General features: G+C 56.2%; 17 protein-coding genes. 13 read left to right on the top strand and 4 right to left on the bottom strand.

What is annotated here, in order from left to right:
• The first annotated feature begins 299 nt into the window (after positions 1-299).
• The 12 genes from nifV to ACP4CD_RS14255 all read left to right on the top strand — a co-directional run bounded on the left by nifV (position 300) and on the right by ACP4CD_RS14255 (position 7,767).
• A complete protein-coding gene (gene nifV / locus ACP4CD_RS14310; RefSeq protein ID WP_426991413.1) occupies positions 300-1,424 on the top strand; it encodes a homocitrate synthase in 1,125 nt (374 codons plus the stop codon).
• 12 nt (positions 1,425-1,436) lie between these two features.
• Positions 1,437-1,604 carry a hypothetical protein gene (locus tag ACP4CD_RS14305; RefSeq protein ID WP_168029904.1) on the top strand — a complete coding sequence of 56 codons (168 nt, stop codon included), beginning with the start codon at positions 1,437-1,439 and terminating at the stop codon, positions 1,602-1,604.
• Positions 1,601-2,380 (top strand): serine O-acetyltransferase, encoded by a 780-nt coding sequence (cysE, locus tag ACP4CD_RS14300; RefSeq protein WP_064031295.1) that lies wholly within the window; start codon positions 1,601-1,603, stop codon positions 2,378-2,380. The genes ACP4CD_RS14305 and cysE overlap by 4 nt, the downstream gene beginning before the upstream one ends.
• On the top strand, positions 2,380-2,913 hold the full coding sequence (locus ACP4CD_RS14295; RefSeq protein ID WP_064031294.1) for a hypothetical protein: 534 nt from the start codon (positions 2,380-2,382) through the stop codon (positions 2,911-2,913). Before cysE ends, ACP4CD_RS14295 begins: the two co-directional genes overlap by 1 nt.
• A 73-nt stretch (positions 2,914-2,986) precedes the next feature.
• Complete coding sequence (locus tag ACP4CD_RS14290) at positions 2,987-3,115, top strand: hypothetical protein (RefSeq protein ID WP_269454770.1); 129 nt, start codon at positions 2,987-2,989, stop codon at positions 3,113-3,115.
• A 5-nt stretch (positions 3,116-3,120) separates the two neighbouring features.
• Positions 3,121-3,435: a nitrogenase-stabilizing/protective protein NifW gene (gene nifW, locus ACP4CD_RS14285; RefSeq protein ID WP_064031293.1), complete on the top strand. Its 315-nt coding sequence runs from the start codon at positions 3,121-3,123 to the stop codon at positions 3,433-3,435.
• Positions 3,432-3,911 (top strand): nitrogen fixation protein NifZ, encoded by a 480-nt coding sequence (locus ACP4CD_RS14280; protein WP_064031292.1) that lies wholly within the window; start codon positions 3,432-3,434, stop codon positions 3,909-3,911. The genes nifW and ACP4CD_RS14280 overlap by 4 nt, the downstream gene beginning before the upstream one ends.
• Before the next feature lie 2 nt (positions 3,912-3,913).
• A complete protein-coding gene (gene nifM / locus ACP4CD_RS14275; RefSeq protein WP_313729172.1) occupies positions 3,914-4,774 on the top strand; it encodes a nitrogen fixation protein NifM in 861 nt (286 codons plus the stop codon).
• 1 nt (position 4,775) lies between these two features.
• Positions 4,776-6,071 carry an ATP-dependent Clp protease ATP-binding subunit ClpX gene (clpX, locus tag ACP4CD_RS14270; protein WP_064031290.1) on the top strand — a complete coding sequence of 432 codons (1,296 nt, stop codon included), beginning with the start codon at positions 4,776-4,778 and terminating at the stop codon, positions 6,069-6,071.
• A gap of 61 nt (positions 6,072-6,132) precedes the next feature.
• Positions 6,133-6,759: a Grx4 family monothiol glutaredoxin gene (gene grxD / locus ACP4CD_RS14265; RefSeq protein ID WP_064031289.1), complete on the top strand. Its 627-nt coding sequence runs from the start codon at positions 6,133-6,135 to the stop codon at positions 6,757-6,759.
• A 24-nt stretch (positions 6,760-6,783) separates the two neighbouring features.
• Complete coding sequence (locus ACP4CD_RS14260) at positions 6,784-7,314, top strand: flavodoxin (RefSeq protein WP_064031288.1); 531 nt, start codon at positions 6,784-6,786, stop codon at positions 7,312-7,314.
• Positions 7,315-7,320: 6 nt separating this feature from the next.
• Entirely contained in the window at positions 7,321-7,767 is a 447-nt protein-coding gene (locus ACP4CD_RS14255) for a SoxR reducing system RseC family protein (RefSeq protein ID WP_426991412.1), read from the top strand.
• A 661-nt stretch (positions 7,768-8,428) separates the two neighbouring features.
• Here ACP4CD_RS14255 and ACP4CD_RS14250 read toward each other — a convergent pair.
• From ACP4CD_RS14250 to ACP4CD_RS14240, 3 genes are read right to left on the bottom strand one after another with little or no spacing between them, the layout of a single operon-like run.
• Entirely contained in the window at positions 8,429-11,509 is a 3,081-nt protein-coding gene (locus tag ACP4CD_RS14250) for a tetratricopeptide repeat protein (protein WP_426991411.1), read from the bottom strand.
• The gene (locus ACP4CD_RS14245) at positions 11,500-12,243 is read right to left on the bottom strand and encodes a hypothetical protein (protein WP_426991410.1); all 744 of its coding nucleotides are present in this window, start codon (positions 12,241-12,243) and stop codon (positions 11,500-11,502) included. Before ACP4CD_RS14245 ends, ACP4CD_RS14250 begins: the two co-directional genes overlap by 10 nt.
• A 32-nt stretch (positions 12,244-12,275) precedes the next feature.
• A complete protein-coding gene (locus tag ACP4CD_RS14240; protein ID WP_426991409.1) occupies positions 12,276-13,454 on the bottom strand; it encodes a hypothetical protein in 1,179 nt (392 codons plus the stop codon).
• 851 nt (positions 13,455-14,305) lie between these two features.
• Between ACP4CD_RS14240 and ACP4CD_RS14235 the strand changes: the two genes are divergently transcribed.
• Entirely contained in the window at positions 14,306-14,617 is a 312-nt protein-coding gene (locus tag ACP4CD_RS14235; protein WP_168029908.1) for a hypothetical protein, read from the top strand.
• A 396-nt stretch (positions 14,618-15,013) separates the two neighbouring features.
• Here the strand turns inward: ACP4CD_RS14235 and ACP4CD_RS14230 are convergent, their stop codons facing one another.
• Positions 15,014-15,694: a response regulator transcription factor gene (locus ACP4CD_RS14230; RefSeq protein WP_168029910.1), complete on the bottom strand. Its 681-nt coding sequence runs from the start codon at positions 15,692-15,694 to the stop codon at positions 15,014-15,016.
• Positions 15,695-15,702 lie beyond the last annotated feature (8 nt).

Genomic DNA, 15,702 nt, shown 5'->3' with positions numbered 1-15,702 from the left:
GAGTCGAGGGTGGCGGAGTGTGTCGGCCTCGCGGCCGCAAAGCCGGAGATTGTAGGGCATTTGCTTGGTCCGCGGGCAATGTAGAGAGTGAGCGGAAGGTCGTTGCGGGGCATTTGTAAGGTTTGCGACAAATTTCTCGCCGCCGGCCGGCTTGTCATGTCGGTGTTGCGCCAAGCGGCCGGGGAAGTCCGCAAAATCCCTGGATTTACGCACTTGGCAAGTGTTTTGCTTTAAGCCTAGCAAGGGTGAGGTTAAGCCCAAATCACCGAATTGTTGCTGATTTGTATCGAGGTTCCAGCATGACATTTCCCGCTCGTTCCATCGTAATCGACGATACCACGCTCCGCGACGGCGAACAGTCGGCCGGTGTCGTGTTCTCGCTGGACGAAAAGCTGAATATCGCCAAACAACTGGCCGAACTAGGCGTGCCCGAGTTGGAAATCGGCATCCCGGCGATGGGCGAGCAAGAGCGGGAAGAGATCAAAGCCATTGCCGCGTTGGGCTTGTCCAGTCATTTGCTGGTGTGGTCGCGGATGCGTCAGGAAGATTTACAACACTGTTTGGGCTTGGGTGTCGATACCGTCGATTTGTCGATTTCGGCTTCGGACCAGCACATTCAGCGCAAACTGAAACAAAGCCGCGCCTGGGTGTTGGCAACGATAGATCGTTGCGTCAAGGCGGCGCTGGATGCCGGCATGCAAGTTTGCGTCGGTGCCGAGGATGCTTCCCGCGCCGATAGCGATTTCCTGGCGCAAATGGCCGAAACGGCGCAAGCCGCCGGTGCTTGCCGAATCCGGTTCGCCGATACCGTCGGCGTGATGGAGCCGTTCGGCGTTCACGACGCGATTCGCAAGCTGCGGGCCGTGACCGACATGGACATCGAAATGCATGCCCACGACGATCTGGGTTTGGCGACCGCCAACACCTTGGCCGCCGCGCTAGCTGGCGCGACTCACGTAAATACCACCGTCAACGGTTTGGGCGAACGCGCCGGCAATGCCGCGCTGGAGGAAGTCGTGGTCGGCTTGAAGCAACTGTATGGTATCGAGTCCGGCGTCGATTTACGCAATTTTCCGGCCTTGTCTCATCGAGTGGCGACCGCGTCGGGCGACACGATAGGCAGCCGCAAAAGCCTGATCGGTCGCGACGTGTTCAGTCACGAAGCCGGCATCCATGTCGATGGTTTGTTGAAAGATCCCGCGAACTATCAAGGTGTCGATCCGGCGCTGGTCGGCCGCAGTCATCAATTGGTGCTGGGCAAGCATTCCGGCAGCCAAGGCGTCGTTCACGCCTACCGGCAACTCGGTATCCAGATTAACCGCTGGCAGGCCGGCCGTCTGCTACCGATGATCCGGCAATTCGTCAGCGTCAACAAACGCGCGCCGCAATCGGCCGATCTGAATCAGTTTTTACATAGCCTATAAGCGAGGTGTCCGATGAGTAGCAAGCGTCAAAAATCAGCCGTGCCGGTCAACGGTAAAGTGGAAGCGCCGATTAGCAATTTGCCGCGGGACGAAGCGCCGGACGATCGTTATCCGGGGACCTTTTTCCGGGTGCCGGGCGTGCCAATGCCGGGTAAAACGACTTGGAGCTTAGCAAAATGATGTTCTTCTCGCCCTCCCGCATCGCTGCCACACCCGGCTTATGGCGGGATTGGCGGGAAGACGTGGCCTGCGTATTCGCTCGCGATCCCGCCGCCCGCGGCTGGCTGGAAGTCTTGTTGGCCTATCCCGGCGTGCATGCAGTATTGCTGTACCGGGTCACTCACCGTTTATGGTTGGCCGACTGGAAGTTGACGGCCCGATTGTTGGCTGCGTTCGCTCGCTGGCTGACCAATGTCGACATCCATCCCGGCGCGACCATCGGTAAGCGCTTTTTCATCGATCATGGCGCTTGCGTCGTGATTGGCGAGACCGCCGAAATTGGTAACGACGTGACGATGTACCACGGCGTGACCTTGGGCGGTACCACTTGGAACAAGGAAAAACGCCACCCGACGCTCGGCGACAACGTGCTAATTGGAGCCGGCGCCAAAATACTCGGCGCGATCACGCTCGGTAACAATGTCCGGGTGGGCGCCAACTCGGTGGTCATCAAGGACGTACCGGCCTGCTGTACCGTGATTGGGATTCCCGGCCGGATCATTCAGCAAAAAGGCGTGAAGATTCAAGATCCGCGCGGTATCGATTTGGATCACCACCTGGTCCCCGATCCGGTCGGTAAAGCCATCAACTGTCTGGTTGAGCGTTTGGACGAGCTGGAAAACAATCAGAAACGTTTCGTGGTGGCCGAGGAAACCTGCGGCAGCTGCGAGGCGGAAGGGGTTTGCCACGGCGAAGAATCGCCGGTCAAACTGCGAACCGCGGCGGGTGGCAAATAATGGATTTGTTACAGTTCGACGCTCAGGATTTGTATTACGAGCAGGATGACTCTCAGGAAGTGCAGGATTTGATCAAATATGCGTCCGAGCGCTATGCCAACGGCGATGCGGAGTTGCCGCTATTGCAAGCCTTCCTGAGGGCGCCCGAGTCATTGAACGTTTTGGTCTCGTTGAATCGTTTCTACTACTACCAGCACCGCTTGGCGGAAGCCTTGATCATTTCGGAGCGGGCGCTGGCCTTGATTCGGCCCGGCATCGATTTCCCGGAAGATTGGCGAGCACTGGAACGTAGCCATGTTACCGAAGCGCCTAAGGAATTATTGACCCGCGTTCGCTTCTACCTGTTTACGTTGAAGTCGATCGGATTTTTGAACATGCGTTTGGAAAATCTCGAGTTGAGCCGGGCCATATTCGAAAAACTGGTGGCCTTGGACGATAAGGACCGGATCGGCGCGCAAGGCTTATTGGAATTGGTGGTGCGGCGCCAGGAAGCGGCCGAAGGTATTTTTCGGTTGCCGGACGTGTTCGGGTAAGCATAGCCCCCGCGACGGAAGTAAATAACCCAGGGCGATATTGTTTCGCTCACTCAACCTGAAGGTGAATGCCGTGATTAAACGAAAATCCGATCCGTTTTTAGCGCAGACCTCGACGATGTTATTGATTTTATTGGTCGTATACCTGACTGGCGCCAATGCGGCGCTGCCGGGTGTCGATTTCCCGTTATCAATGAGGTAATTCTGATGAGTTTTGAAGAAGAAATGGAAGAGATGGAAGCCGCCGAGGACTTCCTGGTGTATTTCGGGCTGGAATACGACGCGACCGTGGTTCACGTTAATCGGCTGCACATTTTGCAACGTTTCCACGATTATCTGAGCCAAGCCAAGAGCAGCATGCCGGAAGACGAAGATGCGATGCGGGAAGTGTATAAAAAACTATTGCAACGCGCTTACGGCGATTTCGTCGGCTCCGACGCGCAAACCGAGAAGGTTTTCAAAGTCTTCAAGATGATGGAACCGCAAACCGTATTCGTATCACTGGGCGATATAAAAACATGATAGAAGAACGCTTCGACGAAGAACGCTTCGAATTCGGCGAAGCCGTTCGGGTCACCCGTAACGTGCGCAACGATGGCACCTATCCCGGCATGGAAATCGGCGATTTGCTGATACGGCGGGGTAGTGTCGGCAACGTCATCGAAGTCGGCACTTTTTTGCAGGACCAGGTGATTTACACCGTGCACTTCCTGAACCACGGCCGCATGGTCGGTTGTCGGGCCGAAGAGTTGATCTCGGCCGACGCGGTTTGGAAGCCCAGTCGCTTCGAGTTTCGCGACAAGGTCAAATGCACGATAGACCTGGGTGTGCAAGGCAACGTCATCGCCGCCAAGGGTAGCGACGGCGAGATATTGAAGGTGCTGCGCGAAACCGAACCCTTGCAATACCACGTGCGCTTTCCCGGCCGAACCCTGCAAGTGCCGGAGAGCGTGTTGGAACCGGCCGATCCGAGCAAGTTCCGAGAACCGGAGGAGTAACGATGAACCAGACGGCGGACGTCAAAATAGAGCCCTATACTTTGCTGCGAGCGGCGTTGAACCTGTTCAAGAAAGCGCCGGCCGAACTTGAGCAACCACAGTTGAAGCAAGTCGAGATACAGGCCCGCAACGAATTCGAAATCGAGAACCGGGTGTTGAGCTCCGACGAGGCCACCGGGGTGGTGATTTCCGATATCGAACTGGAAAGGGCTTATCAGGACGTGCGCGGTCGTTTCGAGGACGAAGACGGTTTTATCGCGGCCTTGGAGGCCAATCATCTGGACGAACAGGCGTTGCGGAGCGCCTTACACCGGCAATGTCGGGTCAATACGGTACTTGAGCGCGTCGCGGCGCGGGCGCCGAAGGTTAACGAGGTCGAGATCGGCATTTTCTACCACTCGCATCCCGAGAAATTTCACAAACCCGAGCAACGCAAGGCTCGGCATATCGTGATCAGCATCAATCCGGATTTTCCGGAAAACACTCGGGAGAAAGCCCTGGAGCGGATGACCGAGGTACTCGAAACGCTGCATCGCAAGCCGCATAAATTCGCCGATCTGGCCTTGAAGCATTCGGAGTGTCCGACCGCGATGCAAGGCGGAGAGCTGGGTACCGTGGCGGCCGGTGTGTTATATCCGGAACTCGACGCGGCCTTGTTCGCGCTTAAGGAAGGCGGCTTTAGCGATGTTGTCGAGACCGAAATGGGCTTTCACGTGATTCAATGCCTAAAAATCATCCCGGCGGAAACGCTGTCGTTGAAGAAAGCAACCCCAAAGATTCAGCAAATCATGCAGGATCGTTATCGCAGAAACTGCCAGCGCACTTGGTTGGCCAGTCTGCCCGCAATCAAGAGGAGTGTTTAACATGGTAAAAGAACCCAAGCATTGTTCGTTTTGCGGCATAGAAGCGTCAGCCTCGGTGCCTATGATCGCGGGCACCGAAGGTTACATCTGCGAAGCCTGTGTTACGTTGGCTAGCCAGGTGGTTTCCAGCTGGGGCAAGAAGAAGGAACTAGCCGACATGCAAGGCCCGTTGCCCAAGCCCAAGGAAATGAAAAAAATGCTCGATCAATACGTGATCGGGCAAGATTTGGCCAAGGAAATTCTGTCGGTCGCCGTTTACAACCACTATAAGCGCCTCAAGCACGAGACCAGCAAAACCGGCGGTTTGGGCGATGCCGACCCGAAAGTGGAAATCGGCAAATCCAACATCTTGATGATAGGCCCCTCAGGCACCGGTAAAACCCTGTTAGCCAGTACCCTGGCGAAAATCGTCGGCGTGCCTTTCGCGGTGGCCGACGCGACGACGCTGACTCAGGCCGGTTATGTCGGCGACGACGTCGAAAACATCCTGGTACGTTTGCTGGACGTGGCCGACGGCCAGATCAGCAAGGCCGAATGGGGTATCGTCTACATCGACGAAGTAGACAAGATCGCGCGCAGTCCCGAGCAAGCCTTCGGTACCCGAGACGTGTCCGGCGAAGGCGTGCAGCAAGCGTTGTTGCGTTTGGTGGAAGGCTCGCAAGTCAAGGTGCCGACCAAAGGCCGCCGTAAGGACCACAGCGGCAGCGATTCGGTGATGGTCGATACCAGCAATATTCTGTTCATCGCTGGCGGTGCGTTTCCCGGCTTGGAAAAGCACGTCGAAAAACGCTTGCAACCGCCGAAAACCGCGATCGGCTTCCACGCCGAAGTCAGCAATCCCGACGACAAGCCGACCCTGGAAGCGATGTTGAACGCCACCCAGCCGGACGATTTGAAACGTTTCGGTTTGATTCCGGAATTCATCGGTCGCTTCCCGGTCTTGGCGCCGCTGGAACCGCTGGACGTCGACGCGTTGATTCAGGTGTTGACCGAACCGAAAAACGCGCTGGTCAAGCAATATCAGCAATTGTTCGCCTTCGACGACGTCGAGTTGGAGCTGACCCAAGACGCCTTGGTGGAAATCGCCGAGAAAGCCATCGCCCGCAATACCGGGGCGCGCGGTTTACGCGGCATCATGGAACACGTCTTGCGTAAAACCATGTTCGAGTTGCCATCCAAGGATAACGTGACTCGCTGTATCGTCAATGCCGAAGTCATCCGCGGCGAAGCGGAAATTCAGGTGGTCGAGCGCGACAATCCGGACGAACCCGATTTGCAACGCTCGTCGGCGGGCTAACCGCCAAGGACGCCGGCCACTTGGCCGGCGTCCTCATTCCCAATTCAATCAGGCTTAATTTATGAGCACTCAAACCACCAAAGAAAAGATCTTGCAACAATTGGCCGAAAACCCGGTGATTATTTATATGAAAGGCGTGCCCAGCGCGCCCGAATGCGGTTTTTCGGCGAAAGCGGTCGGTATCTTGAATGAAACCAAGGTGCCGTTTACCTACGTTAACGTGATGAAAGCGCCATTCATTCGCGAGCGTTTGCCTTCGGTCTCGAAATGGCCGACCTTTCCGCAGTTATTCATCAACGGCGAACTGATCGGTGGGGCCGACATCGTGGAATCGATGTACAACGACGGCAGCTTGCTACCGTTGCTGCAAGCGGCGGTGACACCGGCCGATCCGGTTGCCGCCAGCCAAACCATTACCCATTCCGAAGTCGAAGCCTTGATTCTGAGCGCCTATCCCGGCGCCAAAATCGAAATCGAGGGCCAGGGCTGCGACTTGGGTATCGTCGTCGTCAGCGAACTGTTTGCCGGGCAGACTATGATTAAGCAACATCAAGGCGTCATGGAAACCCTGAGCGAACCGTTGGCTTCCGGCCGTCTGCACGCGGTGACGCTGAAGACGTTTACGCCGGAACAACAAGCCGCGCAGCAACCGGCCGCCAATCCGGGCTTGCTGCAAATTCAACTCTAATTTCGTCAACAAGGAGTAAACCATATGGCAAAAGTAGGCATTTTCTTTGGAACCGATACCGGCAACACCCGCAAGTTTGCCAAGCAAATCTCCAGCAAGCTGGGCGACGTCGCGGACAAGCCGGTCAACATTAACAAAGCTTCGGTCGATGACCTGCTGGCTTACGATGTATTGATCCTGGGCTCGCCAACCTATGGCGAAGGCGAATTGCCGGGCATGAGCGCGGGTCACGACAACGAAAGCTGGGAAGAATTTCTACCGACCGTCACCGGCGCGGATTTCAGCGGCAAAACCGTTGCGCTGTACGGCTTGGGCGACCAGGAAGGCTATCCCGGCCACTTCGTCGATGCTCTGGGCTTTTTGTACGATGCGTTCGCCGACGCCGGCGCCAACATCGTAGGCTTTACCAGTACCGAAGGTTACGAGTTTAAAAAATCCAAAGCGTTGATGGGCGACCAGTTCGTCGGTTTGGCGCTGGACGAAGACAATCAAAAAGAGTTGAGCGAAGGTCGTCTGACCGCTTGGCTGGATTCGATTTCTTCCGCCTGGGCATAACGGCCCATGATCGAAGAACAGGCTGTGGTGACCCGAGTCGGCCTTGATGGACGGCCTTGGATCAAAAGCCTGCAAACCAGTGCCTGCGGCGCCTGTCTGCAAAAGCAGTCGTGCGGTACCGCAACGCTGGCAAAAGTATTACCCAAGCGTGAATTCGCCGTCGATTCCGAACTGGCCCTGCAAGCCGGAGATCGGGTCGTCGTCGCGATCGATGACAGTCATTTGGTGTTCACTTCGCTGTTACTGTATTTACTACCGCTATTGCTGATGTTCGGGGGGCTAGGGCTGGCGCAATGGCTAATACCGGCCGCGCTGATCGATGTTTGGTTACCGGAAATTGCCCTGTCCACGCTCTTGCTTGGTTTCTGGCTGATACACCGCGCGCAAAATCTGTTGTTGCTGCAACTCTGTTTTCGACCTCAAATTATCCGCAAATTGGCGGCCGAAGCCTGATCGTTGGCTTTCCTCTCGAATTCCTATCCTCGCTCCGAAAATCTTGGCACTTTCCGTTTCCGGGTATGCGACATGTTCGGCCAAGCATTCGAATATTACTCCGCGCGCGGCCCTGGTCCTTAAGTTGAACTCAATGCCGTTCGCCTGAGAGCCTGTCGAAGCGCACACTAGTCCGGGCTTCGACCAGCTCGGCCCGAACGGAATACCCTTGATAAATAGGGCTGGGTTAATAGCTGAATTCAAGTGGGGATGTTTGACGCTCCCAAACTTCACAAGGTGATTGCGTATTCCGATTAAAACCGCCAGCCGTTCCGATCCGCAAAGCCGCCACGGGTTACAATTCAAACCCTGCCAGATTTTAAATGTCTGTGATCGGCCAAAAGCTGACCATCGCGCTTTGGTTTCAGTAACCGCATTGGATTGGATAGCCGCCTGATAGTATTTATGATTGCATGATCGGAGCTTGTCTTGCGCCTAGATGCAGCGTTAAAGAAATCGTGGGTCTCTGCCGGTTACTCGTCATCAGACCAACATCGTTAGTTAATGGGTATTGGCCTGCGAAACCTCTATTCCGTCGAGGCTTGCTACTCGCTAAAAACCTTTAATCAACCGAGCCTGACCCCATTTATTTCACCGCTCCATCGTGGAATAAGCATGCCGCTTACGTTGGCCTCGGATAGAGCTTCAGTCTCAGGGCAAGTCCTTCATAAATGCGCAGCGCCGCTTGCCGGGTTTCCGGATTAATTTTCAACAAATGATCTTCGCCTTCAATCGCGGCAACTAATGCGTGATACAGCGGGGAAAACTTCATTGGATATTGTCTGGCTTCCATTGCCTGCCGCAATGCATTTCCCTGGCCGTGAGCAACGACATACCAGAGCAGTCTCTGCAAATCGTCGAGGTAGTTTGTCCAAAGCGATTCGTCCTCCCGTTCCACTGCCGCGGCTATGTGATCGAACATACTTTGCCAACGCGTTACCTGCGGTTCACCCAAAGTGCTCAACGCGTTCAATAGATCGCGCCCGGACAGTGAAAGGCCGTTTTCATACGCCAGCGCATGGCCCACCTGCGCGAGCGCCATCGGCAGATTCTCCGTGTGCAACGCCAGCGCGTAAGCATAGTTCGAATGCAGCAACTGCCTGGTATCTAGTGAGAGGGTTTTAGCCAAACCGTCTTCAAAAGCCCGCAGCGCCCTGATCGGAGCGCCTTGCTTGTCTAAAAACAAATTGCCCAATCGGTTTAGCGCCTGGGCGACTGGCTCAAGCAACGCCGCTTCCGTGGCCGCGCCAAAGCGTTCGACGAGCTCGTCGTAGACCTTGATTGCGTCCTCCAATTTCCCAAGCTTGCCCAACCTGAAGCCCTTGCTGGAAAGCGCCTTGGCGACTTGCTCACGCAAGGCCGCTTCCGTGGCCGCGCCAAAGCGTTCGACGACATCGTCGTAGACCTTGATTGCGTCCTCAGCTTGCCCAAGCAGGCCCAAACTAAAGCCCTTGTTGACCAGCGCCCGGGCGACTCCTTCACGCAAGACCACTTCTGTCGCCGCGCCAAAGCGTTCGACGACATCGTCGTAGACCTTGATTGCGTCCTCCGCTTGCCCAAGCTGACCCAACCTGAAGCCCTTGTTGACCAGCGCCCGGGCGACTGGCTCACGCAAGGCCGCTTCCGTGGCCGCTTCCGTGGCCGCGCCAAAGCGTTCGACCAGCTCGTCGTAGACCTTGATTGCTTCTTCCGATTTGCCAAGCTGGCCCAAACTGATGCCCTTGTTGACCAGCGCCTGGGCGACTTGTTCACGCAAGGCCGCTTCCGTGGCCGCGCCAAAGCGTGCGACGACATCGTCGTAAACCTTGAGGGTGTCCTCGGATTTCCCAAGCTCGCCCAAACTGAAGCCCTTGTTGAGCAGCGCCTGGGCGACTTGTTCACGCAAGCCCGCTTCCGTGGCCGCGCCAAAGCGTGCGACGACATCGTCGTAGACCTTGATGGCGTCCTCCGATTTGCCAAGCTCGCCCAAAGTGACGCCCTTGTTGAGCAGCGCCTGGGCGACTTGTTCACGCAAGGCCGCTTCCGTGGCCGCGCCAAAGCGTGCGACGACATCGTCGTAAACCTTTAGGGTGTCCTCGGATTTCCCAAGCTCGCCCAAACTGAAGCCCTTGTTGAGCAGCGCCTGGGCGACTTGTTCACGCAAGCCCGCTTCCGTGGCCGCGCCAAAGCGTGCGACGACATCGTCGTAGACCTTGATCTCGTCCTCGGATTTGCCAAGCTGACCCAACCTGAAGCCCTTGTTGAGCAGCGCCCGGGCGACTGGCACACACAACGCCACTTCCGTGGCCGCGCCAAAGCGTTCGACCAGACCGTCGTAGACCGTGATTGCTTCTTCCGATTTGCCAAGCTGGCCCAAACTGACGCCCTTGTTGACCAGTGCCCGGGCGACTGGCACACACAACGCCACTTCCGTGGCCGCGCCAAAGCGTTCGACCAGATCGTCGTAGACCTTGATTGCTTCTTCCGATTTGCCAAGCTGGCCCAAACTGACGCCCTTGTTGACCAGTGCCCAGGCGACTGGCTCACGCAAGGCTGCTTCCGTGGCCGCGCCAAAGCGTGCGACGACATCGTCGTAGACCTTGATGGCGTCCTCCGATTTGCCAAGCTCGCCCAAAGTGACGCCCTTGTTGACCAGTGCCCAGGCGACTTGCTCACGCAAGGCCGCTTCCGTGGCCGCGCCAAAGCGTTCGACGACATCGTCGTAGACCTTGATCTCGTCCTCCGCTTGCCCAAGCTGGCCCAAACTAAAGCCCTTGTTGACCAGCGCCAGGGCGACTTGTTCACGCAACGCCGCTTCCGTGGCCGCGCCAAAGCGTTCGACGAGATCGTCGTAGACCTTGATCTCGTTTTCGGATTTGCCAAGCTGACCCAACCTGAAGCCCTTGTTGACCAGCGCCCGGGCCACTTCGACGCGCGACGCAAGTTTCCTGGAACCGCTCAATCGCGCTATGGTGCGGTCCAGAGCCTCAATAGACTCAGCAGGCGAAGAGGCTTGTTCTGCTTCGGTGGCGATTTTCCTGTCGACATCGATGCTGCGTAAATCCTGAATCGCTGCGCCGTATTCCTCGGCGCTGCCGAGACGCCTGCACTGCAGGTCGGCATGTTCGATCAATTGATTCCGCAACTGGCGTTGGCGCATGCCGCTCGCTAACGCCAAGGTATAGCCCGGGTCAGCCTGCCCGTCTTGCAGGACCGCGCGTGCAATTGTATGGCGCTCCCTTGGGCTGAAGCAGGTTTGTAGAAACACCGCCAGAAACTTGATGCTTTGGCGTGCGCGCCGCGGGCCGTTACGCATCAGGTACCAGATGTTAAAGAAGCGTTCGCTTACTTGATAGCCGTTGCGCCCCTTCTTGCGCCCGCTGAGCGAAACAGTTTCGACGTAGCCGGATTTTTCCAGCCGCGAAAGCTGGCTGCTCACCAGTGTGGTGTCGAGACCGGTCGTCTCGCCCAGCTTGGCCGAGGTCATCGGGTCCCAATTCAAGGCCAGAGCATCGAATACTGCCCGGCTCTGAATCGGTAGCTCTTCCGTGCGTGCCTGGTACCAGCCGGTGAACGTATCGAGCATGGCGCTCAGTTGCGACAGGACATCGGCACTGGCGTGCGATTCGAGCACGCTGTAGAGCACGCCCAGCGTGCGCGGGTTGCCCCCGGCCAAGGTGTTGAGTGCCGCCACTCGACCCGGATTGTCTTCAATCAGGTCCAACACTTTTTTCCCGCCTCGCCCCTGTTCTCGGCGCGTATGCGCAGGCAGTACATGACTTCTTTGTCATCCAGTTTATCGAGGGTCTGGATTCTGAAAAAATCGTAAAACGCTGCCTTTTGATCGTGTGTCGATTCAGGATAACGGGATGCGGCAGCTATCAGGATCGGGCCGCCAGCGCTCTGCAAATCGTTTCGCAACGACCACTGATGGTTCTCCGGCAGGCCTGCCAACAGCGAATCCAGATTGTCGATCAGCAGCAGTGGCCGCCTGCCCAGGCACTCACAATGCTTGTTGAATTCCTGCTTCACCGGTTCGCCATCCTGATCTTCACGCTTCAACGCCTGGCGCGGTATATGCCGTTCCCATGCCGCGTCCAGCGCCTCAATTTCATCGTCCGTGGCCTTTTCGTCCTCGCGTACTTCAAGGAGCGATTGCAGGCAATTGCGCCAGAACACATCCAGGCTGATGACATTGTGTTGCTCTTCGCGGAACGATAAGGCGATCAAGCGGCTGTTGAGGTCGGGTTCCGTTCTTACGGCAATGGCAATTCGGCGCAGCAGGCTGGTTTTTCCGTAGCCGCGCGGCGCGACGATGAGGTGATGGGTGGCGGGTCGGGTTGGCTCCAGCAGGCGAAGCTGGCGCAGAAAGTAATCCAGCACGCCGCGCCGGGCGACAAAGTTAGCCAGAAAGTCTTCTTCTTTCTGCGACTGTGGGTTGAAATGGGTGAAGTCCATGGTGTGGCGAATATGAAATTGAATAAGTGGGTCTAGGAATTTGCTTGCGGCGGAAAGCGGGTCCACCAGCGGCGCAGCAGTACATTTCTAAACGCCGCAACGGGATTATCCGCGCCCCAGTCATCAATCGTGATGAAGCCTTCTACATCCAGGCGCATCAGCAGTTTGCGCAGCGACTCCCGGGTAAGACTGGGCTGGTTGACCGCCGCGAGCACCCTATCAAAATCGAGCCCCTGTGGATGCGGTGCCAGTGAGTTAAGTACGGCGATAGCGATGGCGCGATCAGCATCCGGGTAATGCTTGCTTAGGTGCTCTTCCCATACTCCGAAAGTCGCCAGTTCGTTGGGCTGCAATAGGCGCGACATGGCTGTTTCTATCAGGGCGGCGGCCTCCTGAGCGTTTTCAGTGGGCGTGCCGGCAAGCTTCTTGGCCAGGGCCTCCAGATAGAAAGCAGCGCGCCATCCTACGGCCTGAACTATCGCGTCCGCCTCAGCGACAGTAATCAGCTGCCGATCCACCAGTCGGCCCGTTTGCGCCAGGTCCATGACAAAATCGCGAGCTTGAATTTCACTCAGCGTCGTCAGGCCATAGGTCTGGAACTTGGCCAAAACGCCCATGTAGTTGCCCGCTTGCGCCAGAGGTTCCAGGCCAATCGAGCCGGTGATCAACCAACGCACATTTGGATAGTCGACTCGAAGACGGCTGGTGAGGTTCATGAAAGTTCTTGCTGCCTCGATGCCTTGCGGGCCTTGGTCGTGCAGAGCTTTAAGGAAGATCGGAAGTTCATCGATCAGCAACAACCACCGTCGATTCGGGTCCTCATGCAAGGCTTTGATCAAGCGCTCGAAATAGGTCTCATGATCGAGCGTAATGAAAGACTGATACCATGCACCGTTGGTGTCGGTGCGCGGATCGATTGCTTGTCCGAGCCGCTGGCTCAGCCAGGCAACGATATTTTTTCCAGACGATCTATGTTTGCCAATCCTGTCGCATAGCTGGCGAAAGAATCCTCGGGTGTCTTTGCAGCCCGCGACTTCTACCTTGATGGCTTCCCAGCCATGCACATGTCCCGCTTCGACCAAGCGCTCCAGCACGAATGTTTTGCCCAAACGACGTGGCCCCGGCATTGAAATATCTGTGCCGGCATCGATCAGCTTGTAGATGGCCGCGACATCGTCGTTTCGACCGTAAGATTTGCTGGTGTAGTCCATCGCATGCCCCTGTGGTTATCAACAGACTTCATTTTAAGACAAAATTGTTTTAAAACATTTATGTTTTAAAACAATTTTGTCTTAAAATGAAATTGGACTCTACGAAAAAGTCGCTGGTAACTGGTACAAACGTTTGTGTTATCACCTTAAGCGCGATCCGACCATCCTGAAAGCCGCGTTGCATTTTTCCTCTGCATCATCGAGCTGACTTTGCGGCAAGCCAACGCGGTAAGGCGTATCAGATTTGTAGGGCGGATCGCCGATAGGCAATCCACCCTAACTTTGCGGCCTGTGGCGGTTTGCTATCGCGAAACCGCCCTACAGCCCTATACACTTTGAACTGTGCGATCACCCCGGCTAATCCCATATGCTGAATGTCTGCTTATCATCACTTCCAAAAGCTGTCATTCAACTCTGGCGTAATGACATCGGATTCGATGGTCTGCTTTGCATCGGAACTGGTGGTGGTTTTCAATCGGAATGGCTGACAGATTTTGGCCGGAATACGCAGTGATTTCTCTCGCAAAGTGAGGTTGGTGACCGCAATGCCGCCGGATCACCGGAGAGCGTTTTGCAGGGCGCCTCGCGTTCATGTGCCGACTGTTGAAAATTGTCGCGGGCGCGACAAATCCATGGGCAAATTGTTGTGTTGTTGGACACCGCACTCGAATTCGACGCCGGATTTCTGGACGAAATCGGTTAAAACCCTGTATATAAGCGGGTTTTATCGTCTTGATTTTGATGGCACCTAAATTGCTTAACAGAGGCTTGAAAATCCCGGATTTTCAGCGTTGCGGCGGACGAGGGACGCGGTTCGTCGTCGGTGTAAGCTCAGTTGTAGAGGTGATGAAATGATCGAAGTGTTGATGGTATCCCTGGTAATGCTGGTGGTGGCGGTTTGCGCGTTTGCGCCGCTGGGCTGCACGATTTTCGCGCAATCCAAAACGGCGGTAGCGGCGAAAGCCAAGGCCGGCGAGTCGGTGACGGAGTTTTCCGGTATTTTGGTACCGGAAGATTCGGTTTTAAAACGCCATTTTCTGGCACAGTTGCAAGCCGAAATTGAAGCGACGCTGTTTCCGCGTCCAACCGATTCGATGCTGCAACGCCACTATGACGCTTTAGTCGCGTCGGAGTTGGAAAGCCGTTTGGCCGGTGGCCGTTAAACGCCACGGTTAGGCGGAGAAAAGGGTCGCCGGCTGTTTGCCGCGCGGCCCTTTTTTGTGTGGATGGCTTGCTGCATTGCGCTTGTTAGCCAATGCTTTCAAATGTCGCTATCAGCGTCAGTATGACCGAAAGCTTTTTTCCTATGAAAGTCACCGGACGCGGTCACCCAATTCGGTGTCGGAGCGTTGTCAATCGCGGTTAAAGCCGCTCCCACGCCATTGACCTTCATTTGCCGAGGCGACGCCGCCGTTTCATCAGCGTTAGTAGGGCTAACATTCTTCCGGTGACCAATCGCCGCGCGTGGTCATGACCGTGATTTACGGAAAACCATTTTCAACGGACCAACCCGTGTCGCATATCCAATCACGCCGGGCGGGCTGGCGCGAGTCTCGCGGCTAGGATGCGTCCATCTTGTAACCGAAGCCGCGCACGGTCTTCAACAATTTTGGCTCGTAGTCGTCGTCGATTTTTCGGCGCAATTGTCGGATATAGACGTCCACGACATTGGTCAGCGGGTCGGCGCTGTATCCCCACACTTGTTCGAGAATACGGGTACGGCTTAGTACCTTGCCGGGCATGCGCATAAAGCATTCCAGCAATGCGAATTCCTTGGGCGTCAGCTCGATCGGGCTATCGCCGCGGCGGACTTCGTGGGTCTCGCCGTTTAGCGTCAGATCGGCGATGCGCAATTCCTTGGCGTCCACTTTCAATTCTCCGCCGCGTCGCCGCATCAAGGCCTCGATGCGGGCTAATAATTCTTCAAAAGCGAAGGGCTTGGTCATGTAATCGTCGGCGCCAGCGCGCAGGCCGGTGACTTTATCCTGTACGGTATCCTTGGCGGTTAGCATCAAAATCGGCGTTTCGACGCCGTTTTCGCGCAGCCGCTCGCAAACCTCGCGGCCGTTCATGTCGGGCAGGCCCAGGTCGAGAATAATGACTTGAAAGCCGCCTTCGGCGGCCAGCAATATCGCTTCCTGGCCGCCGCCGGCCCGCTCCACCGCATAGCCTTCCGCTTTCAAGCCGCGCTGCACGAAGTCGACGATGCGCTTGTCGTCTTCGACCAGTAGGATTCGCATATAGCCGT

Origin of the sequence: Methylomonas stagni (assembly GCF_050154735.1) — a bacterium.
GTDB lineage: Bacteria > Pseudomonadota > Gammaproteobacteria > Methylococcales > Methylomonadaceae > Methylomonas > Methylomonas koyamae_A.
The sequence above is the reverse complement of the archived record's forward strand: the minus strand, read 5'-3'. Positions and strand labels throughout refer to the sequence as shown.